The following is a 17,560-nucleotide window of genomic DNA, read 5'->3' on the forward strand; positions in this document are numbered from 1 at the left end:
GTCTCTTGTCCAACCCAACCCTTCAACCGGCACCGCCGTCGCGCGCCCTGCGCTGGGCAGTGGCCGGCTCGGTGGTGGTGATGATCGCCGCCGGTGCGCTGTTTTATTACGCCGCGCAATTGGCTGCCGCCAAGCGTCAGACCAACCACAATGAAATCGCCGTGACGATTCACGCTCACGCTTGCGAGCCGAATGAAATCAGCGTGCCCGCCGGGCGCGCGAGTTTTCGCATCATCAACCGCTCCGACCGCGCGGTGGAATGGGAAATCCTCGACGGCGTGCTGGTGATTGAAGAACGCGAAAATATCGCGCCGGGCCTAAGCCAGGTGATCAACGCCAACCTGTTGCCCGGCGACTATGCGATCACCTGCGGCTTGCTGAGCAACCCGCGCGGCACGCTGCATGTGACCCCGACCGCCGAGTCCAATGCCCAGGCCAAGGCCAAACCGTCGATGGTGGCCTTTATCGGCCCGCTGTCGGAGTTCCGGGTGTACCTGAGCGGCCAAGGCAGTGCACTGGTCAAGGCCGTGACCGCGATGCAGCAAGCCATTGCCGCCGGTGACCTGGCCCAGGCGCAAGCGCTGTATGTGCCGGCACGTGAAGCGTATCAGCGCCTGGCTCCCGCCGCGCAACGTCTGGCCGAGCTGGACAACGCGATCAACGCCCGCGCCGATTACTTCGAAAAACGCGAGCAAGACCCTGCGTTCAGCGGCTTCCACCGCCTCGAATACAGCCTGTTCCAGCAGCGCAGCCTCGATGGCCTCGGCCCGATCGCCGAGCGCCTGGTCACTGACGTCACCACCCTCAAGCAACAGCTGCTTGCGCAATCACTGCCGCCGGAACAACTGGTCAGCATTGTGGTGCGCAACCTCAACAGCCTGGCGGATGTGCGTGCCGCCAGCGGTGAAGAGGAACGCTACAGCCATATCGACTTGAACGGTTTTGCCGCCAACCTGGTGGCCGCCCGCAAGGTGGTCGACCTGATGCGCCCATTGCTGACCAAATCGGCGGCGGACCTGTTGCCAAAAATCGACAGCGCGCTCGATGCCTTCGATGCCCAACTCAACAGTTTTAAAGTCGACGGCCAGTACAGCCGCTACGACAGTGTCACGGCCGATCAGCGCAAGCAGATCGCCGACAAGGCCAAGGCTCTGGCCGTTGCACTCGATGGAATCGACCCCGCCCTTGGCCTTTCCGGCCTGCAGTGAAGACGACCTAATAGATGAGTGATTCAGAACAGTTTTCCGCGCAACGTCGCCGCGTCCTGTTGGGCATGGCCGCCACCGGTGCCGCGATTGCCGGCAGCACCCTGACCTGCCCGGCCATGGCCGCCGCAGCCGAGCAAGTCACCACCGCACCACGCAGTGACAAGACCCAGGACCACCACGACTTTTTCGGCCAGCACCAGACCGGCATCGTCACCCCGCGCCCGGCCTGCGGCATGCTCGTCGCCTTCGACGTGCTGGCCAGCGATCGCGAAGACCTGGAGCGCCTGTTCCGCACCTTGAATGAGCGCATTGCGTTTCTGATGACCGGCGGCACCGTGCCGCAAGTCGACCCGAAACTGCCGCCCACCGACTCCGGGATCCTCGGCCCGGTGGTCACGCCGGATAACCTGACCATCACCGTCTCGGTCGGCGAATCGCTGTTCGATGAGCGCTTCGGCCTGGCGGCAGCCAAACCCAAGCGCCTGAGCCGCATGGTCGGCTTCCCCAACGATGCGCTGGAACCCGCGCAGTGTCACGGCGACCTGAGCCTGCAATTCAGCTCGAACACCCCGGACACCAACATCCACGCCCTGCGCGACATCGTGAAGAACCTGCCCGACCTGCTGCTGGTGCGCTGGAAACAGGAAGGCAGCGTACCGCCCCAGGCACCGGCCAAACCCGGTGAACCGGCGCAGAGCGCACGCAACTTCCTCGGTTTCCGTGACGGCTCGGCCAACCCGAACTCCAACGATGCCAAGGCGATGGACCAGATCGTCTGGGTGCAGCCCGGCAGCGACGAACCGGCGTGGGCCGCCCACGGCAGCTACCAGGCCGTGCGCATCATCCGCAACTTCGTCGAGCGTTGGGACCGCACGCCGCTGCAGGAACAGGAAAGCATCATCGGCCGTATCAAACCGACTGGCGCGCCCATGGATGGCGACAAAGAAACCCAAGTACCTGACTACAGCAAAGACCCGCAAGGCAAGTTGACCAAGCTCGATGCGCACATCCGCCTGGCCAACCCGCGCACCCCGCAGACACAGGCCAACCTGATCCTGCGTCGGCCGTTCAACTACTCCAACGGCGTCAACAAAAACGGTCAGCTGGACATGGGGCTGTTGTTCATCTGCTACCAGGCTGACCTGGAGAAAGGCTTTATCAGTGTGCAAACCCGGCTCAACGGCGAGCCCCTGGAGGAATACCTCAAGCCGGTTGGCGGCGGGTACTTCTTCACCTTGCCTGGGGTGACGGGGCCTAAGGACTTCCTTGGCCGCACGCTGCTCGCTGCAACGCACTCTCAAACCACTGCCAAGACCTAAAACAAACCCAGAGCGGAAAAGCCCCATGAAGAAGTCGACTATCGCGTTGTCGTTGCTAATGACCCTTTCACCGTTGGCAGCCTTCGCCGCCACCGCGCCTCTGGACCTGGTAGGCCCGGTGTCGGACTACAAGATCTACGTCACCGAAGAAATCGGCGAATTGGTCACCCAGACCAAGGCGTTCACCGATGCCATCAACAAAGGCGACCTGGCCACTGCGCAGAAGCTCTACGCACCGACCCGCGTGCACTATGAGTCCATCGAGCCGATCGCCGAGCTGTTCAGCGACCTCGACGCTTCGATCGACTCGCGTGTTGACGACCACGAGAAAGGCGTGACCGCTGAAGACTTCACCGGTTTCCACCGCATCGAATACGTGCTGTTCTCCGAAAAGACCACCAAAGGTCTGGAAGCGCTGACCGCCAAACTCAACACCGACGTCAACGACCTCAAAACCCGCGTGGATGGCCTGACCTTCCCGCCGGAAAAAGTCGTCGGCGGCGCAGCAGCACTGTTGGAAGAAGTGGCTGCCACCAAGATCTCCGGTGAAGAAGACCGTTACAGCCACACCGATCTGTATGACTTCCAGGGCAACATCGACGGCGCGAAGAAAATCGTCGACCTGTTCCGTGGCCAGATCGAGAAGCAGGACAAAGTCTTCCTGGCCAAAGTCGACAAGAACTTTGCCGCCGTGGACAAGATCCTGGCCAAGTACAAAACCAAGGACGGCGGTTATGAGACCTACGACAAGGTCAAGGAAACCGACCGCAAGGCCCTGGTGGGCCCGGTCAACACCTTGGCTGAGGACCTGTCGACCTTGCGCGGCAAGTTGGGTCTGAACTGATTAAAAGCCCCGAGCCATGCATTCATACCGCAAGGCACGGCTCGGGGCCTATTGGTGCTTAGTTCACCGGTGCGTCGGGCTTGAAGTCTTCAATTGGCGCTCCAGTGGGTATCTGCGTTACCGGATCAATCGCATACCATTTAGTGTCTATTTGTACCGCATATGTCGGGCAACTTCGACTCACGCCCAGCTGGCTTCCTGGGTAAGCGCCGCTCGCCTGCCGTGGGGCTAACGCGTCATACGCCCCAAGCCCCCAACGGCATTTCTCAAAGGCGGTGGTCGTCAGAAAAAAGCCTGGCCCCACACAAACCAATTCGCCTCTGAGCACCTGCCTGGCCGCCCCCAGGGCTTTGGGGCCAATCCTGAACACATCAAAAACCCCGTCCAGCGGGTTGAACAAACCGCGCAACGTTTTCGATCCGCCCTTCAGCGCGGTCATCGTAAACGCACGACTGCCGAACGGCACAACCGTTTTGAACCCACTGAAAAAGCCACGTAACCCACCGGTAAACGCAAAGGAAGTAAAGTCGATCACCAGCCCCTTCAGGCCTGCGCCAATGTTGCCGTCGGCGATATCGGCAATCGCCCCCACAAATGGGATCAGGCTTAATACCATCCTGAGGTTTTCACGGGTAAAGACCTTTCCGGAATCAAACGGATAACTGCGTCTTCTCTGTAGCGTTGTCGGCGCGTTGGCGTATTCCAACAGCGTCTCGCGCTTCACATCGAACGTAGCGTTGACGATGGCCCTGGCTATATCGTTGGTTTTTTTCGACGCCCAACTGTTAGGCACAGCACCTGGCGTGCTGCTGGCCCACCTCGACGAACTCTGCCCCGGCAACGTCTCTCCAAACTTTTCGATAATGGCCTTGGTTCGCACGCCGGGACGCAGCTCGCTGCCTGTCTGATAGGCCTGAAGGTCAAAATCTACTTGTGTTGCCTTGCGATAGTCCGCCGGTACATTGGCAAAAGGACCATACGGGACCGTCCCCTCTTCAATCACACCGTCCAACTTTAGCGTAGAGAACAGCAAGTTACGCTTGCACACTTTCATGGACCCCGGGAACATTTCGAGACAGGTATAACCTCCCTCTGGCCCCTTGTTTTTGTAGCGCAACAACACACCCTGCTTGGCCCTCTTTTCGACCACCTTCGAGTCGCTCCCCTGATCCTGGGCCAGGGATTCCCCGGTTTCCTCACGCAACGTGAAAATCTCCACATCGCCGGACTCCAACCCTGTGCGTACATCCAGCGGTGCATTGGCGATCATCAGTTTGATCACCGTTTCCTGTGCGCGACGACTGTCGGCCAGGTATTGGTCCACTGCCGGAGCTACCAGCGGCTTGATACGTGGAAGCTTCTTGATTCTTTCTTCAAAGGTTTCCTGGGAGATAGTGGGGTGCGTGAATGCGTATTTCTTCTCGCCAAAAAGTCGCGTATTCACCCACTGCTGAGCCACGAAAAAAGGGTCCTCCTCAGGTTCTCCGGCAAGGATCAACTCGGTCAACAACGGGGTACGTGTTTCCAGGTGGCCCTCGTTTCTGGCGTCATACGGTTTGTCGGTCACCAGCGTCAACTTGATCTTGGCGATCTCATCCCGCGTCATTTCGGGAAACAACAGAACCAATTGATCAATCAATAGGCTCGTCTGCGAAGGTGGCTCACTTGTCAGGCTCTGGAAGGCCGCGACAGTACTGCTCTGGCGGTCAGCAAACGCTTGCGCGGCCGCCCGATAATCCCCTGCGGAATAAGTCCCATCGCTGGTTTTGGGAAACACACCGGCCATCACCGCCCAATCCAACAGAGGCGCAGCCCCCAGGCATTTGATCAGCGTCTCGTGCTCCGGCCCCATGGGTTCGAGTCGGGTAAGGGCTTGCGCCTCCGAGATGTTCAATGCGCGCGAACTGCCTGCCCCACTGAGTTTTTCCGCCATGGCGCAACCCAGGCGCAGGCTCATCCAAGCGGTCGAGCCCACGCTGACTTGGCCAGGAGACAGCTTGAGCGCCTCAGGTGCCTGTGGCGATAACCCAGGATCCGGTTTGATCAGAAACTCGGGGGCCGCCTGTGCCAACAACATATGGGCGATCAAGGGCGCGGTATTGACGTCGGCACCCTTTTTTCTCAATAAGCCTTCAATGTCAGCACGTACTTCGTCCAAGGTACGACCAAGGTTGTTGGGCTGATAAATGTCGTAGCCCGCAACCATCCCAGGCTTGCCAGGCATCTGTGCATTGACGCTGGCCTTGATGGTGGCCGCCAGGAGTTGATGGCGGGTAGCCTTTGACAGCTGTTTGCCGCCGGTAACCTCAGCCATATTCAACTGCTGCGCCAATGCCTGAGCCTTGATGATCGCCTCGTGCGAGTCGAAAAACTGCTGCAGTTGCAGGTCAGGGTCGCGGGGCAAATTTGTCCGGGCCATATGGCTGGCGAACAGTTCGGACACCGAGCCAGGCCCGCTGGACGCTGCCTTCAACACGTTCAGGTCAGCGGGCGACAGCGCGCCAGGGGCCCATGTATAAGGTGACAAACGGGCATAGTCACCCTGCGTTGGCGCGGGTGGCAGCTTGGCGGTCAGCCAACTGATGGCCGAATTGATCTGCGTAACCGTTTCGGGGCTTCCCAGCCCGGAAAACGCCAGTACTTGCCGCACGTCATAAACGGCCTGGGAGTACAGGGCATTCCCGGTCGCCTTGCTCATCTCTACCAGTTGATGGAGGTCGTTATTGAGCGCGTGGATAGCGGCTTTTTCGGCCGGGCTGCCACCTATCGAAACGTTGTAGATCTCTTGGTCAAGAATGACTTGAACACTGATCCATTGATTGGCCGAGTCACGTATCTCAAGGCTTCCATTGGATATCCTGTAAACGCTCTCAGCACCACCCAGACCGGACCTCTCGATGAAAGCCTTGAACGCCGGCCTGCCCAGCCACTCAACAAAACGTTCACGGGGCGCATGACTTTTGTGTGCCAGCGTCGATTCAGGATAAACGGTGGCGTACTGCGCGCTCAGAGTGGGCGTATCACCCTCCCCACGGTCCTTGACCAACCCTCGCAACTGAGAGGTGAGGTGCGTTCGCACATCAATGTCACTGTTGTGCTGCATGAGCTGCTCATACTGCCGGCGCCACTGGTCGCGATGCTGGTCGGATATCGGCGGCCAGCCGTGTTTTTTCAGGCGTTTCCCAAGCGCCTTTGCATCTATTTGAGGGGCCGGATATTCCACACCGTAGAATTCAAGCACCGCATTAAAATCGCGAAATTTGACCGTGTGCTGGCCCGGCAGCAATACACCCATATCACTCGGCTTCAACTGCTTCACTGCCGCACTCACTTTCGCGCTGACCTCCCACCAGCCGGAGCCGTCGGTGGTCGTGAAGGTTCGCGCGACTGTTTTGCCGTCAACCACCACTGTGCCTTCGACCCTGTCGCTGAAAACAAGCGCAGTTGATAGATCCAGGCCTTTGGATGTGAGCCAGGCCTGCACCTGTGGCTCGTTCACCGCCTCAGTGTAGGCATCAATGAAGGGCCTTATCGAGGCACCTGGTGGAAACGGGTCGGCGTTCAGTTTGTGGGTAGTCAGCAGATGAGTGAGGGTTTTCTGCAGGCTGCTGTCGGCTTTTTTTGCTTGCGCCAATGCGGGATAAACCGCTGTTTTGCGCTCAGCGTCGGGGGCGTGCGCGTCACTTTCAGACGCAACCTCGCGCGTCTTGCGTATCGATGCGGGTTCAAACTTGAATTGCGTCAGCTGTCCGCGTACCGGGCGGGGTGCGCCTGCAGGCGGCCCGTTTTCAATCATTGGCAAAACAGCGGGGTCAGGCGTTGCAGGCTTTACAGCAGGCCCCGTGGGGAGCTGCATCTGAGACAGGTGGGGATGACTGACAACTGTAACGCTACCCTTGGCAAGACTTGTCGACATTCAAAAATTCTCTCTACCGGTTGGGTTGATGAGAGTTCTCGTCCCTAAAAACAGTCGGTTAAGAAAATATTAAGAATTCTTGAGATGCAGAGTAGGAAATTTCTCGATTGACTGAGGAATAGTGTGAAAACCTGAGCGCTTGAACCGGCACCGAAAGGATGTGCCCGTTGTGGGCCACCATCTGGCGACCAAGCCCTTGCGGGTGGGAGATCCACTCAATGAGCGCAGGTATGTGCGCACAAGCGAGTGGCAGCGTGCACGTCCCTTAGATCTGTTCCACAGAGAAATGTACGAACCTGGGTGTAGGCAAACTCTCAAGATGGCGAAGACCTTCTGAGAGTTCGCGGTAACGCGTCCGCTTTCCTACAAGATCCGGTAAAGCAACCGCTCAATCCGCACCCGGCTGACCCGGCGCAAAAACTTGCCGACTGCTGGCGGATACTCCACCAGGGTCTGCAATTGCTGATACCGCTCGATGCGCGTGGTGTGCTGGAAGATCTGCGCGAGCTCTGTGCGCCGCGGCGCCAGCCACTCGCCCTTGGGATCATCGATCAGCAAGGCATTTTCCAGATCGAGGCGGAATGCCCGTGGGTTGAGGTTGTTGCCCGTGAGCAAGGTGTAACGCTGGTCGACCCACATACCCTTAAGGTGATAAGTGTTGTCGCCGTCACGCCATAAGTGCAGGTTCAACTGGCCGCTGTCGATCATCGGCTGATGGCGTTTGGCGAAGCGGCGCAGGCTGATTTCATACAGGTAAGGCAAGGCCGAGATCACCTTGAACGGCTCGCTGGGCGGGATGTAGAAATCGTTGGCGGTTTTGTCGCCGACGATAATGTCGACCTTCACCCCACGCGCCAGGGCGCGGTTTATTTCGCGGGTCACCGGCAGCGGCAGGTTGAAATACGGCGTGCAGATGGTCAGTTGATGCTGGGCACTGGCAATGAGTTCGAGGATCACCCGGTTCAACGGATTGTTCTTGCCCACACCCAGCAACGGGCTGACCGACAAGTGCCCATTGGGCAGCAAACCTGTGGTGGTGTCGTAGGTCGCGTGCTTCAAGCGGCTGCGCAAGTCACCGATGTCATTGCGCAGGCTGCGGGTGGTCGGCAGGTTTGGCAGGTCCAGGCGATGCACGGCTTTGGACGCGACCAGGCCGTGTTCCACCAGGTGTTGCATCGAATCAGCCAAGGACTTGCTGTGGATCAGGTGATAGCGGTCAAAGCGGTATTTGTCGAACTTGTGCAAGTACACATTGTTCAGGCTGGCGCCGCTGTACAGCACGCTGTCATCGATCACAAAGCCCTTGAGGTGCAACACGCCGAACAGTTCGCGGGTTTGCACCGGCACGCCGTACACCGGTACTTCGCTGGCGTGGGAGTGGGTCATGGCCTGGTACCAGGCGCTGTTGCCCGGCTGCTTGCCGGCGCCGATCAGGCCGCGCTGGGCGCGCAACCAGTCAACCACCACCACGATATCCAACTCGGGCCGTGCCGCCTTGGCGGCGTGTAAGGCGTCGTAGATTTCCTGCCCCGCTTCGTCCTGCTGCAAGTACAGCGCGACGATGTAGATGCGTTGTGTGGCCTGGGCGATTTTTTCCAGCAGGCACAGACGGTACGCAGCGGCACCGGACAGCACGTCGATGGCATCGGGAGACAGCGGGAAACCACGCAGTTTGGGCAACAGGGAGCGTTTGAAGAACGACGGCATAAGGCTCGCAATGGGTCGAATCCGAAGAGGCACAGAGCTTACACCATGGGGCTGCTCAGGTCTCGTCGCGGCCAATGGAAAAAATTTAATTGACCATGAAGAACGATCGTTCTACTGTTTGTTTCATGAACGATATTAACAGCAACGAAACCCGCGACATTATCCTCGACGTCACCGAGAAGTTGATCTATCGCCACGGCATCGCCGCCACCGGCATGGAGTTACTGGTGAAAACCGCCGGCGTCTCACGCAAAAGTATTTACCGTTACTTTGCCAATAAAGACGAGCTGGTCATCGCTGCCCTGCAACGCCGCGACGCACGCTGGATGCAGTGGCTACGCACTGAAGTGGAACGCAGCGAAGGCAGCGGCGAGCGCCTGCTGGCGCTGTTCAGCGCACTCAAGGCCTGGTTTGGCTCGGCAGACTTTCGCGGCTGCGCCTTTATCAACACCAGTGGCGAAACCGGCGATGCGCAAGACCCGGTGCGCCTGCTGGCCAAGGCGCATAAACAAAAACTGTTCGAGTACGCCCTCGAACTGTGTAAAGCACATGGCACCCCCGACCCCGAACGGCAGGCAGCGCACCTGCTGATTCTGATCGATGGCGCCATTACCGTTGCCCTGGTCATGGGCGATTCAACAGCAGCTGATAATGCGCAATGCATGGCGCGAACGTTATTAGGACTTTGAACGCACAGGCTGAGCAACTTTCGACAACACCTTGGTATTGATAGGAGCTGCCCCATGTCATCGACAGCAGAACAACGTCCGCCGCTGCCACCGTTCACGCGTGAATCGGCCATTGAAAAAGTGCGCCTGGCCGAAGACGGCTGGAACTCCCGCGACCCGCAACGCGTGTCGCTGGCGTATACCCTGGACACGCAGTGGCGAAACCGTGCCGAATTCGCGCATAACCGCGAAGAGGCCAAGGGTTTTCTCACGCGCAAGTGGGCCAAGGAACTGGATTATCGGCTGATCAAGGAGTTGTGGGCATTCACCGGCAACCGTATCGCCGTGCGCTATGCCTATGAGTGGCATGACGACTCCGGCAACTGGTTCCGTTCCTATGGCAACGAAAACTGGGAATTCGACGAAAACGGCCTGATGGCCAACCGTTTTGCCTGCATCAACGATCTGCCGATCAAAGCAACCGAGCGCAAGTTCCACTGGCCGTTGGGCCGGCGCCCGGATGATCATCCGGGGTTATCCGACCTCGGCCTGTAAGCCACACGCATAGGTATCTACACAACCGGTTATTGTGGCGAGCAGGCTTGTCCTGCTCGCCACAGGAGAAATTGGCGGCCTTCAAGCCAGCTCCCACATTGGACCATCAGCCTCTGTCAGTCCTGATTCAGGCCGACGCGATACAGTACGCCCTTGTCCTCATCGGTCAGCACGTACAGGAAGCCGTCCGGCCCCTGACGCACATCGCGAATCCGTGCCTTCAACCCGCCCAGCAGGCGCTCCTCGTGGATCACCTTGTCGCCATCGAACTGCAGGCGAATCAACTCCTGGCTGGCCAACGCACCGATAAACAGGTTGTGGTCCCAGGCTTTGAAACGCTCGGCGTCATAGAACGCCATGCCACTGATGCCGGGTGATTTTTCCCAGACGTGGTGGGGTTCCACAGTGCCCTCCACAGCCTTGCCCTTGGCTTCCGGAATCGGCGTCAGCGAATAATTGATGCCGTGGGTTGCCAGGGGCCAGCCATAGTTTTTGCCGCGCTCGATGATGTTGATTTCATCGCCACCGCGCGGGCCATGTTCGTTTTCCCAGATCGTGCCGCTCCAGGGGTTCAACGCCAACCCCTGCGGGTTGCGCTGGCCATAGGACCAGATCTCCGGGCGCACGCCCTGCTGGCCCACAAAGGGGTTGTCTTCCGGCACACGGCCATCCGGGTAAATGCGCACGACCTTGCCTTGCAACTTGTCCAGGTCCTGGGCCGTCGGCCGGTCATTGTTCTCGCCCAGGGTCACAAACAGGTAGCCGTCCCGGTCGAACGCCAGTCGCGAGCCGAAGTGATTGCCGGTCGACAGTTTGGGCTCCTGGCGCAATATCACTTTGAAGTCTTTGAGCCCGCTCAAATCATCGGCCAAACGCCCACGCCCCACGGCAGTGCCGGCCTTGCCACCCTCGCCGCCGCCTTCGGCATACGACAGGTAGACCAGGCGGTCTTGCTTGAAGTCTGGCGACAGCACCACGTCGAGCAAACCGCCCTGCCCTTTGGCCCACACCTGCGGCACGCCGGTCAGCGGCGCAGAGAGCTTGCCGTCCGGGCTGACAAAGCGCAGGTGGCCGGGGCGCTCGGTCACCAGGAAGCCTTGTTTGTCCGGCAGAAACGCCACGGCCCACGGGTGATCGAGGCCTTTGGCAATGGGGGTGGCAGTGATGCTGCCTTGCTCACTGGGGAACTGCTGGGCATCCGCCGCCATGACGGCCGTCACGGGCAGCAGGGTTGCGCAGATAGCGGCTAACAGGGTTTTGCGTAGAAACATAAGACAGAGTCCTTACCGGCGATTGCCGTTGGCATCGTAAGTGGGCGCTTTGGGTGCAGTGGCAGGACGGCTCGGGGCCGCGTTACGTGTTGGGTAACGATTGCCGATACCGCCGTTTTCCACGGTCGGTACAGGGCCGGTCGGTGCGGGTTGAACCCCGCGGGTGGCGGCCGGCGCATTGGGCTGGGTGCCCTGCATGCTGTTGGGGTTAGCCCGATGGATTGGGCTGTTATTGGTGTTGTAGCTGCCGGGCAGGTTCTGCGCCTGGGCCAATGGCGCGAGGGCCAGGCCCAGCGCGACTACGGCGAGGTAACGCACACAGCTGTTCATGACAAAGCCTCATTGGGGCGAGTAGTACGTGCTTTCGATAACACGCTACGCCTTGGGTTCGGCTTTCGACATTAAATAGTTTCTCATCAGATGTAACACGATCTGTCCGCGCATCCGTCCGCCGAAACTTTTGCGCCAGCCTGCGAGTCACCAGAACACCGACTCTTCTCAAGGAACCGCAGCCATGCCAAGGGCAATCTGGAAAGGCGCCATCAGTTTCGGCTTGGTCCATATCCCGGTCTCGCTGGTCTCGGCCACGTCCTCCCAGGGCGTTGACTTTGACTGGCTGGACAAACGCAGCATGGACCCGGTGGGCTACAAGCGCATCAACAAGACGACTGGCAAGGAAGTCACCAAAGACAATATCGTCAAGGGCGTGGCCTTTGAGAAAGGCCGCTATGTGGTGCTCAGCGAAGACGAGATTCGCTCGGCCCACCCCAAGTCGACCCAGACCATCGAAATCATCGCCTTTGTTGCCGCCGACCAGATCCCGCTGCAAAACATCGACACGCCCTACTTCCTGGCCCCGGACAAACGCGGCGGCAAAGTTTACGCGCTGCTGCGTGAGACCCTGAAAAAAACCGCCAAGGTCGCCCTGGCCAATGTGGTGCTGCACACCAAACAGCACCTGGCAGCGCTGATGCCGCTGGAATCAGCGCTGGTATTGGTGATGCTGCGCTGGCCCGCCGAAGTGCGCAGCCTCGACGAACTGGAACTGGGCAGTGACGTCACCAAACCGAGCCTGGCCAAGGGCGAATTGGACATGGCCAAGCGCCTGGTCGAAGACATGAGCGCCGACTGGCAGCCGGACGACTACCGCGACAGCTTCCAGGAAAAGATCATGGCGCTGGTGGCGAAGAAGGCCAAGGCCGGCAAAATAGAAGACGTCGAAAGCCAGCCAGGCAGCGAAGAACGCAAATCTGCCGATGTAATCGATCTGACCGAACTGCTCAAGCGCAGCCTGGCCGGCAAGCCCGCAGCAAAAAAAACGACCGCGAAAAAAACCAGCAAAAAGGCCTCTTGAGCCCGCCATCAGCAGGAGAACGCCATGGCCAAGCCCCTGAGCGAATACACGCGCAAACGCGACTTCGAGATCACCGCAGAGCCCGCAGGCGATGCACCTGCCAGCAAATCCAAAGCCTCGGCATTGTCATTCGTGATTCAAAAACACGACGCGCGCAACCTGCACTATGACTTTCGCCTGGAACTTGATGGCGTACTCAAAAGCTGGGCGGTGCCCAAAGGCCCGAGCCTGGACCCCAGCCAGAAACGCCTGGCGGTCCACGTTGAAGACCACCCACTGAGTTACGGCAACTTCGAAGGCAATATCGCCGCCGGGCAGTATGGCGCCGGCGATGTGATCGTGTGGGATCGCGGGGTCTGGCAGCCTCACGACGATCCGCACAAGGCGTATGCAGCCGGCAAACTCAAATTCACCCTGGTCGGTGAAAAACTCTCCGGCGATTGGGCGCTGGTACGCACCCGCCTCAAGGGCAGCGGCGACAAGGAGCAGTGGTTGCTGATCAAGGAAAAGGATCAGCAAGCCCGCCCGGCGGAAGACTATGACATCGTAAAGGCCCAGCCCAAAAGCGTGCTCAGCGATGCCACCGTGGGCAAGCCCGCGCCTGCACCGCGGGCAAAGCGCCAGAAAGCCAAGACCGCCCTGCCCGATCAATTCGCGCCACAACTGGCCACCCTGGTCGACCGCGCCCCGCCCGGCGATTGGCAATACGAGATCAAATTCGACGGCTACCGCATGCTGGCGCGTATCCGCGACGGCGATGTGCGCCTGTTCACCCGCAACGGTCATGACTGGACCGAGCGTTTGCCGCGCCAGGTCAAGGCCCTTCAAGCCCTCAAGCTCAAGGGCAGCTGGCTGGATGGCGAAGTGGTCAGCCTTAACGCCGATGGTTTACCGGACTTCCAGGCGTTGCAAAATGCGTTCGATATCGGCCGCAGCCTGGACATCGTTTACTACCTGTTCGATGCACCTTTTTTACACGGAAAAGACCTGCGTGAAGCGCCCGTGGAACAGCGCCGTGCTGCGCTTAAATCCGCGCTGTCGGGCAGCCGCAGCAAATTGCTGCGGTTTTCCGAAACCTTCGCCGCCAACCAACGCGACATCTTCGAAAGCGCCTGCGACCTGGCGCTCGAAGGCGTGATCGGCAAGCGCGTCGGCAGCCCGTATGTGTCCAGCCGCAGTGCCGACTGGATCAAACTCAAGTGCCGCCTGCGTCAGGAGTTCGTGATCGTCGGCTATACCCGTCCCCAGGGCTCGCGCACCGGCTTCGGCGCGTTGCTGCTGGCGGTCAATGACGACAACGGCTTGGTGTATGCCGGGCGTGTCGGCACCGGGTTTGATCAGCACGCGCTCAAAGCGATTTACGCCCAGCTCACGCCTTTGGCGCGCAAAACTTCGCCACTGCAAAACTCGCTGACCAACAGCCAGGCACGCGGCGTGCACTGGGTGGAGCCCGAGCTGGTCGGCGAAGTCAATTTCGCCGAATGGACCCGCGAAGGCGTGGTACGCCAAGCCTCATTCGTGGCGATGCGCAGCGACAAGCCTGTGGCGCAGATCATCCATGAGCAACCGCGCGCGGCCAAATCTCTCAAGCAGGCCTCAGTGCCGAAAAAAGCCGGCAACGGCGTGAACATCACGCACCCCGATCGCGTGATCGATCCACGAAGTGGCACGCAAAAGCAGCAGTTGGCAGACTTTTACGCCAGCATCAGCGAATGGCTCCTGCCGTTTCTGCGCCATCGGCCGGTCTCGCTACTGCGCGCGCCGGATGGCATCGAAGGCGAGCAATTCTTCCAAAAACATGCAGAGCGCCTGGCCATTCCCCATATCAAACAACTGGACCAGAACCTCGACCCTGGCCATGCACGGCTGATGGAAATCGACACCACCAAAGCCCTGCTCGGCGCCGTGCAGATGGGCACCATTGAGCTGCACACCTGGGGCGCGACTGCCGACAAAATCGAAACCCCGGACCGGTTTGTGCTCGATCTCGACCCGGACCCGGCGCTGCCCTGGAAAAGCATGCTGGAGGCCGCGCAATTGACCCTGTCGGTACTGGATGAGTTGGGCCTTGAGGCGTTCGTCAAAACCAGCGGTGGCAAAGGCCTGCACGTGGTCATCCCGCTGGCGCGCCGGGACGGCTGGGAGACAGTAAAGGCCTTTGCCAAGGCCATCGCACAGTTTATGGCACAGCAACTGCCTGAACGCTTTACCGCTACCAGTGGCCCGAAGAACCGCATTGGCAAGATCTTTATCGACTACCTGCGCAATGCCCGCGGCGCGAGTACGGTGGCGGCCTATTCGGTACGGGCACGCCCGGGCCTGCCGGTCTCGGTGCCGGTGAGCAAGGACGAACTGAACGGGTTACGCGGTGCGCAGCAATGGACGGTGGCTAATCTGCATGAGCGTTTGAGCACGCTCAAGGATGACCCCTGGGCCGGTTACGCCAACCGGCAGAAGATCAGCAAGAAGATGTGGGGCAAGCTGGGGGCGCAGCCGCCACAGTGATTGGCATCCAGCGTCCGCCGCCGATACGAAAGCGTCGGGGATCGCTTTGGCCAGGCCCCCAGCAAAGCCAACACAGCAAGCAAACCACCAGCGTTCTTGAATACGGTACCGCGCTTCATGCAAAAACCTCGACGAACAGGGATGGTGTTTGTGTGCCGACATCCCTGTCGTTAAGGCTAACGTTTGGCGGGGGCCATAAATTCCGGCCCGATTGGATCTTTTATCGTGCTGGCAAGAATACGGTCGATATGTGTCAGGTCATCGGCGGTCAGGTGCCAGCCAAACACCTCTTCAAAACCCTTCAATTGTTCCGGGCGGCGCGCGCCCCACAGTGCAATGGTCGGGCCTTGGTCCAACACCCAGCGCATGGCCAGGGCCAGCACCGACTTGCCATGGCATTCGCGCGCATAGCTGTCCAGCGCCGCCACAGCCGCCAGGTATTGCTCGAAACGCGGTGCCTTGAATTTGGGATCAAGCTTGCGCACATCATCCCCGGCAAAGCGGGTGGCCGAGTGCATGCTGCCGGTCAGCAAGCCACGGCACAGCGGGCCATAGGCCAACAGCACCAGCGAGCGCTGGCGGGCATAGGGCAGGATGTCGCTGTCGATGGCGCGCTCGAACAGGTTGTAGGGCGGCTGCACGGTGGCCAGCGCCGTGTGCCGACTGAAGTCGTCCATTTGCGCGCAGGAATAGTTGCTCACGCCAACGGCAAGGATCTTGCCCTCGCGGCGCAGGCGCTCGAGCTCTTCGGCGGTTTCTTCCTGGGCCACCAGCGGGTCGGGCCAGTGCACCTGGTACAGGTCGATATAGTCGGTGTCCAGGCGCACCAAAGAGTCTTCGACTTCTTTGCGGATGCGCCGCGCCGTGGCATTGCGCCGGGTGGTGCCGTCGTCCCATTGCAGGCCGGCCTTGGTGGCAATCACCGCGCTGTGGCGCATGCCGCGCACGGCCTTGCCGATCAGTTCTTCGGACAGCCCAAGGCCATACACCGGCGCGGTGTCGATCAGGTTGATGCCGCAGTTCAATGCATGACGAATGGTCTTGATCGACTGCTCGTTGTCCGCACCGCCCCACAAATGCCCCCCCATGGACCAGGTGCCGAGGGCAATCCGCGAGACGGCCTTGTCGATGCCGGCAATCCGGAGGGTCTCGATGCGCATAAAAAACTCCTCGAAGAGCAAAAATACGTAGGAAAACAATTACTCTAGATCATCCGATGTTGAATAGGGCTCAACGCCCCATGCAACCGAACTCCTAGTAAAGAGGCTTGATATGGCGGCTTTTAATCGTTCCGAATTGGCCGATCTGAATGTGTTCATGGCGATCATCCGGCGCCGCAGTTTTCGCCATGCCGCCCATGAGCTGGGCGTGACCACCTCGGCGCTGAGCCACACCATGCGCAACCTCGAAACGCGCCTGGGGGTCAAGCTGCTGTACCGCACCAGCCGCGCGGTGGAACCGACTGACGCCGGCACCCTGCTGGCGGAAAAACTCACCCAGGGCTTTGCCGTCATCCAGGACGGTCTCGATACCCTGGAGCTGCACCGCGAAGCGCCGATTGGCCGCTTGCGCATCAATGTGCCACGGGATGCAGCCGTGCTGCTGTTGGCGCCGATCCTCGGCGACTTCACCGACGCCTACCCGCAGTTGCGCCTGGACTTGATCGTCGAAGACCACATGCTCGACATCATTGCCGAAGGCTACGACGCGGGTATCCGCTACGGTGCGACCGTGCCACAGGACATGGTCGCGGTGCCGCTGACCGGCGCACTGCGCTGGATCATGGTCGCCTCCCCCGCCTACCTCGCCCGTCGCGGTACACCTCAGGTACCCAAGGACCTGCTGGAGCACGCGTGCATCCGCATGTACCTGGGCGACAAGACCACCTACAAATGGGAGCTGGGCAACGGTGCGCGCCAACAACGCATCGATGTGCCCGGGCACTTCAGTGCGGCCGACACAGAAACCATCGTCAATGCTGCGTTGCAAGGCGTGGGGATTGCCTATTGCCTGTCCGACCGCGTGCAGCAGCAGCTTGCCGAGGGCCGACTGGTGGAAGTCATGCCGGACTGGGCCTGCATGGGCGAACCGCTGTGCATGTACTACCCGAGCCGCCGCCAGTCGCAACCGGGTTTGCGCCAGTTGATGGATATGATCCGGATGAAAACCATCGGTTCGCAGTTAATGGAAACACATTGAACCTGGGCCAGGCA

Annotated in this window: 13 protein-coding genes; 8 read left to right on the plus strand and 5 right to left on the minus strand. The window is 60.0% G+C overall.

What is annotated here, in order from left to right:
- Window positions 1–5 precede the first annotated feature (5 nt).
- From efeO (GIW28_RS06990) to efeO (GIW28_RS07000), 3 genes are read left to right on the plus strand one after another with little or no spacing between them, the layout of a single operon-like run.
- A complete protein-coding gene (gene efeO / locus GIW28_RS06990; RefSeq protein ID WP_176992256.1) occupies window positions 6–1,208 on the plus strand; it encodes an iron uptake system protein EfeO in 1,203 nt (400 codons plus the stop codon).
- Between the two features lie 14 nt (window positions 1,209–1,222).
- Window positions 1,223–2,527, plus strand: a complete 1,305-nt coding sequence (gene efeB / locus GIW28_RS06995) for an iron uptake transporter deferrochelatase/peroxidase subunit (RefSeq protein WP_017135536.1) — start codon at window positions 1,223–1,225, stop codon at window positions 2,525–2,527.
- Window positions 2,528–2,552: 25 nt separating this feature from the next.
- Entirely contained in the window at window positions 2,553–3,371 is an 819-nt protein-coding gene (efeO, locus tag GIW28_RS07000; protein ID WP_017135535.1) for an iron uptake system protein EfeO, read from the plus strand.
- 58 nt (window positions 3,372–3,429) lie between these two features.
- Here the strand turns inward: efeO (GIW28_RS07000) and GIW28_RS07005 are convergent, their stop codons facing one another.
- Together GIW28_RS07005 and pssA are read right to left on the minus strand one after the other, a co-directional pair.
- Complete coding sequence (locus GIW28_RS07005) at window positions 3,430–7,287, minus strand: hypothetical protein (RefSeq protein ID WP_236447600.1); 3,858 nt, start codon at window positions 7,285–7,287, stop codon at window positions 3,430–3,432.
- A 363-nt stretch (window positions 7,288–7,650) separates the two neighbouring features.
- Window positions 7,651–8,994 carry a CDP-diacylglycerol--serine O-phosphatidyltransferase gene (gene pssA, locus GIW28_RS07010; RefSeq protein ID WP_017135533.1) on the minus strand — a complete coding sequence of 448 codons (1,344 nt, stop codon included), beginning with the start codon at window positions 8,992–8,994 and terminating at the stop codon, window positions 7,651–7,653.
- A 125-nt stretch (window positions 8,995–9,119) separates the two neighbouring features.
- Between pssA and GIW28_RS07015 the strand changes: the two genes are divergently transcribed.
- Together GIW28_RS07015 and GIW28_RS07020 are read left to right on the plus strand one after the other, a co-directional pair.
- Entirely contained in the window at window positions 9,120–9,683 is a 564-nt protein-coding gene (locus GIW28_RS07015) for a TetR/AcrR family transcriptional regulator (protein ID WP_138453363.1), read from the plus strand.
- 54 nt (window positions 9,684–9,737) lie between these two features.
- Entirely contained in the window at window positions 9,738–10,217 is a 480-nt protein-coding gene (locus GIW28_RS07020; RefSeq protein WP_099549842.1) for a nuclear transport factor 2 family protein, read from the plus strand.
- 116 nt (window positions 10,218–10,333) lie between these two features.
- On the opposite strand, the gene GIW28_RS07025 is transcribed toward GIW28_RS07020, so the two are convergent.
- A complete protein-coding gene (locus tag GIW28_RS07025) occupies window positions 10,334–11,488 on the minus strand; it encodes a PQQ-dependent sugar dehydrogenase (RefSeq protein WP_099549843.1) in 1,155 nt (384 codons plus the stop codon).
- A gap of 12 nt (window positions 11,489–11,500) precedes the next feature.
- Window positions 11,501–11,818 carry a hypothetical protein gene (locus tag GIW28_RS07030; RefSeq protein WP_176992258.1) on the minus strand — a complete coding sequence of 106 codons (318 nt, stop codon included), beginning with the start codon at window positions 11,816–11,818 and terminating at the stop codon, window positions 11,501–11,503.
- Between the two features lie 184 nt (window positions 11,819–12,002).
- Between GIW28_RS07030 and ku the strand changes: the two genes are divergently transcribed.
- Together ku and ligD are read left to right on the plus strand one after the other, a co-directional pair.
- The gene (gene ku / locus GIW28_RS07035) at window positions 12,003–12,842 is read left to right on the plus strand and encodes a non-homologous end joining protein Ku (RefSeq protein ID WP_236447602.1); all 840 of its coding nucleotides are present in this window, start codon (window positions 12,003–12,005) and stop codon (window positions 12,840–12,842) included.
- Window positions 12,843–12,866: 24 nt separating this feature from the next.
- Complete coding sequence (ligD, locus tag GIW28_RS07040) at window positions 12,867–15,347, plus strand: DNA ligase D (RefSeq protein ID WP_236459075.1); 2,481 nt, start codon at window positions 12,867–12,869, stop codon at window positions 15,345–15,347.
- A 176-nt stretch (window positions 15,348–15,523) separates the two neighbouring features.
- On the opposite strand, the gene GIW28_RS07045 is transcribed toward ligD, so the two are convergent.
- Window positions 15,524–16,507 (minus strand): aldo/keto reductase, encoded by a 984-nt coding sequence (locus tag GIW28_RS07045; RefSeq protein ID WP_099549847.1) that lies wholly within the window; start codon window positions 16,505–16,507, stop codon window positions 15,524–15,526.
- A gap of 112 nt (window positions 16,508–16,619) precedes the next feature.
- On the opposite strand from GIW28_RS07045, the gene GIW28_RS07050 reads away from it, so the two are divergent.
- Window positions 16,620–17,546 carry a LysR family transcriptional regulator gene (locus GIW28_RS07050; RefSeq protein WP_017135525.1) on the plus strand — a complete coding sequence of 309 codons (927 nt, stop codon included), beginning with the start codon at window positions 16,620–16,622 and terminating at the stop codon, window positions 17,544–17,546.
- Window positions 17,547–17,560 lie beyond the last annotated feature (14 nt).

This window comes from Pseudomonas sp. PA-5-4B, assembly GCF_021606215.1.
In the GTDB taxonomy this organism is placed as follows: domain Bacteria; phylum Pseudomonadota; class Gammaproteobacteria; order Pseudomonadales; family Pseudomonadaceae; genus Aquipseudomonas; species Aquipseudomonas edaphica.

Bases quoted from the DNA above. Each gene is read 5' to 3' on its own strand.
- GIW28_RS07050 (WP_017135525.1), top strand. From the start codon at position 16,620: ATGGCGGCTTTTAATCGTTCCGAATTGGCCGATCTGAATGTGTTCATG.
- GIW28_RS07020 (WP_099549842.1), top strand. From the start codon at position 9,738: ATGTCATCGACAGCAGAACAACGTCCGCCGCTGCCACCGTTCACGCGT.
- ligD (WP_236459075.1), top strand. From the start codon at position 12,867: ATGGCCAAGCCCCTGAGCGAATACACGCGCAAACGCGACTTCGAGATC.
- efeO (WP_017135535.1), top strand. From the start codon at position 2,553: ATGAAGAAGTCGACTATCGCGTTGTCGTTGCTAATGACCCTTTCACCG.
- GIW28_RS07015 (WP_138453363.1), top strand. From the start codon at position 9,120: ATGAACGATATTAACAGCAACGAAACCCGCGACATTATCCTCGACGTC.
- GIW28_RS07030 (WP_176992258.1), bottom strand. From the start codon at position 11,818: ATGAACAGCTGTGTGCGTTACCTCGCCGTAGTCGCGCTGGGCCTGGCC.
- GIW28_RS07025 (WP_099549843.1), bottom strand. From the start codon at position 11,488: ATGTTTCTACGCAAAACCCTGTTAGCCGCTATCTGCGCAACCCTGCTG.
- efeB (WP_017135536.1), top strand. From the start codon at position 1,223: ATGAGTGATTCAGAACAGTTTTCCGCGCAACGTCGCCGCGTCCTGTTG.
- pssA (WP_017135533.1), bottom strand. From the start codon at position 8,994: ATGCCGTCGTTCTTCAAACGCTCCCTGTTGCCCAAACTGCGTGGTTTC.
- GIW28_RS07005 (WP_236447600.1), bottom strand. From the start codon at position 7,287: ATGTCGACAAGTCTTGCCAAGGGTAGCGTTACAGTTGTCAGTCATCCC.
- GIW28_RS07045 (WP_099549847.1), bottom strand. From the start codon at position 16,507: ATGCGCATCGAGACCCTCCGGATTGCCGGCATCGACAAGGCCGTCTCG.
- ku (WP_236447602.1), top strand. From the start codon at position 12,003: ATGCCAAGGGCAATCTGGAAAGGCGCCATCAGTTTCGGCTTGGTCCAT.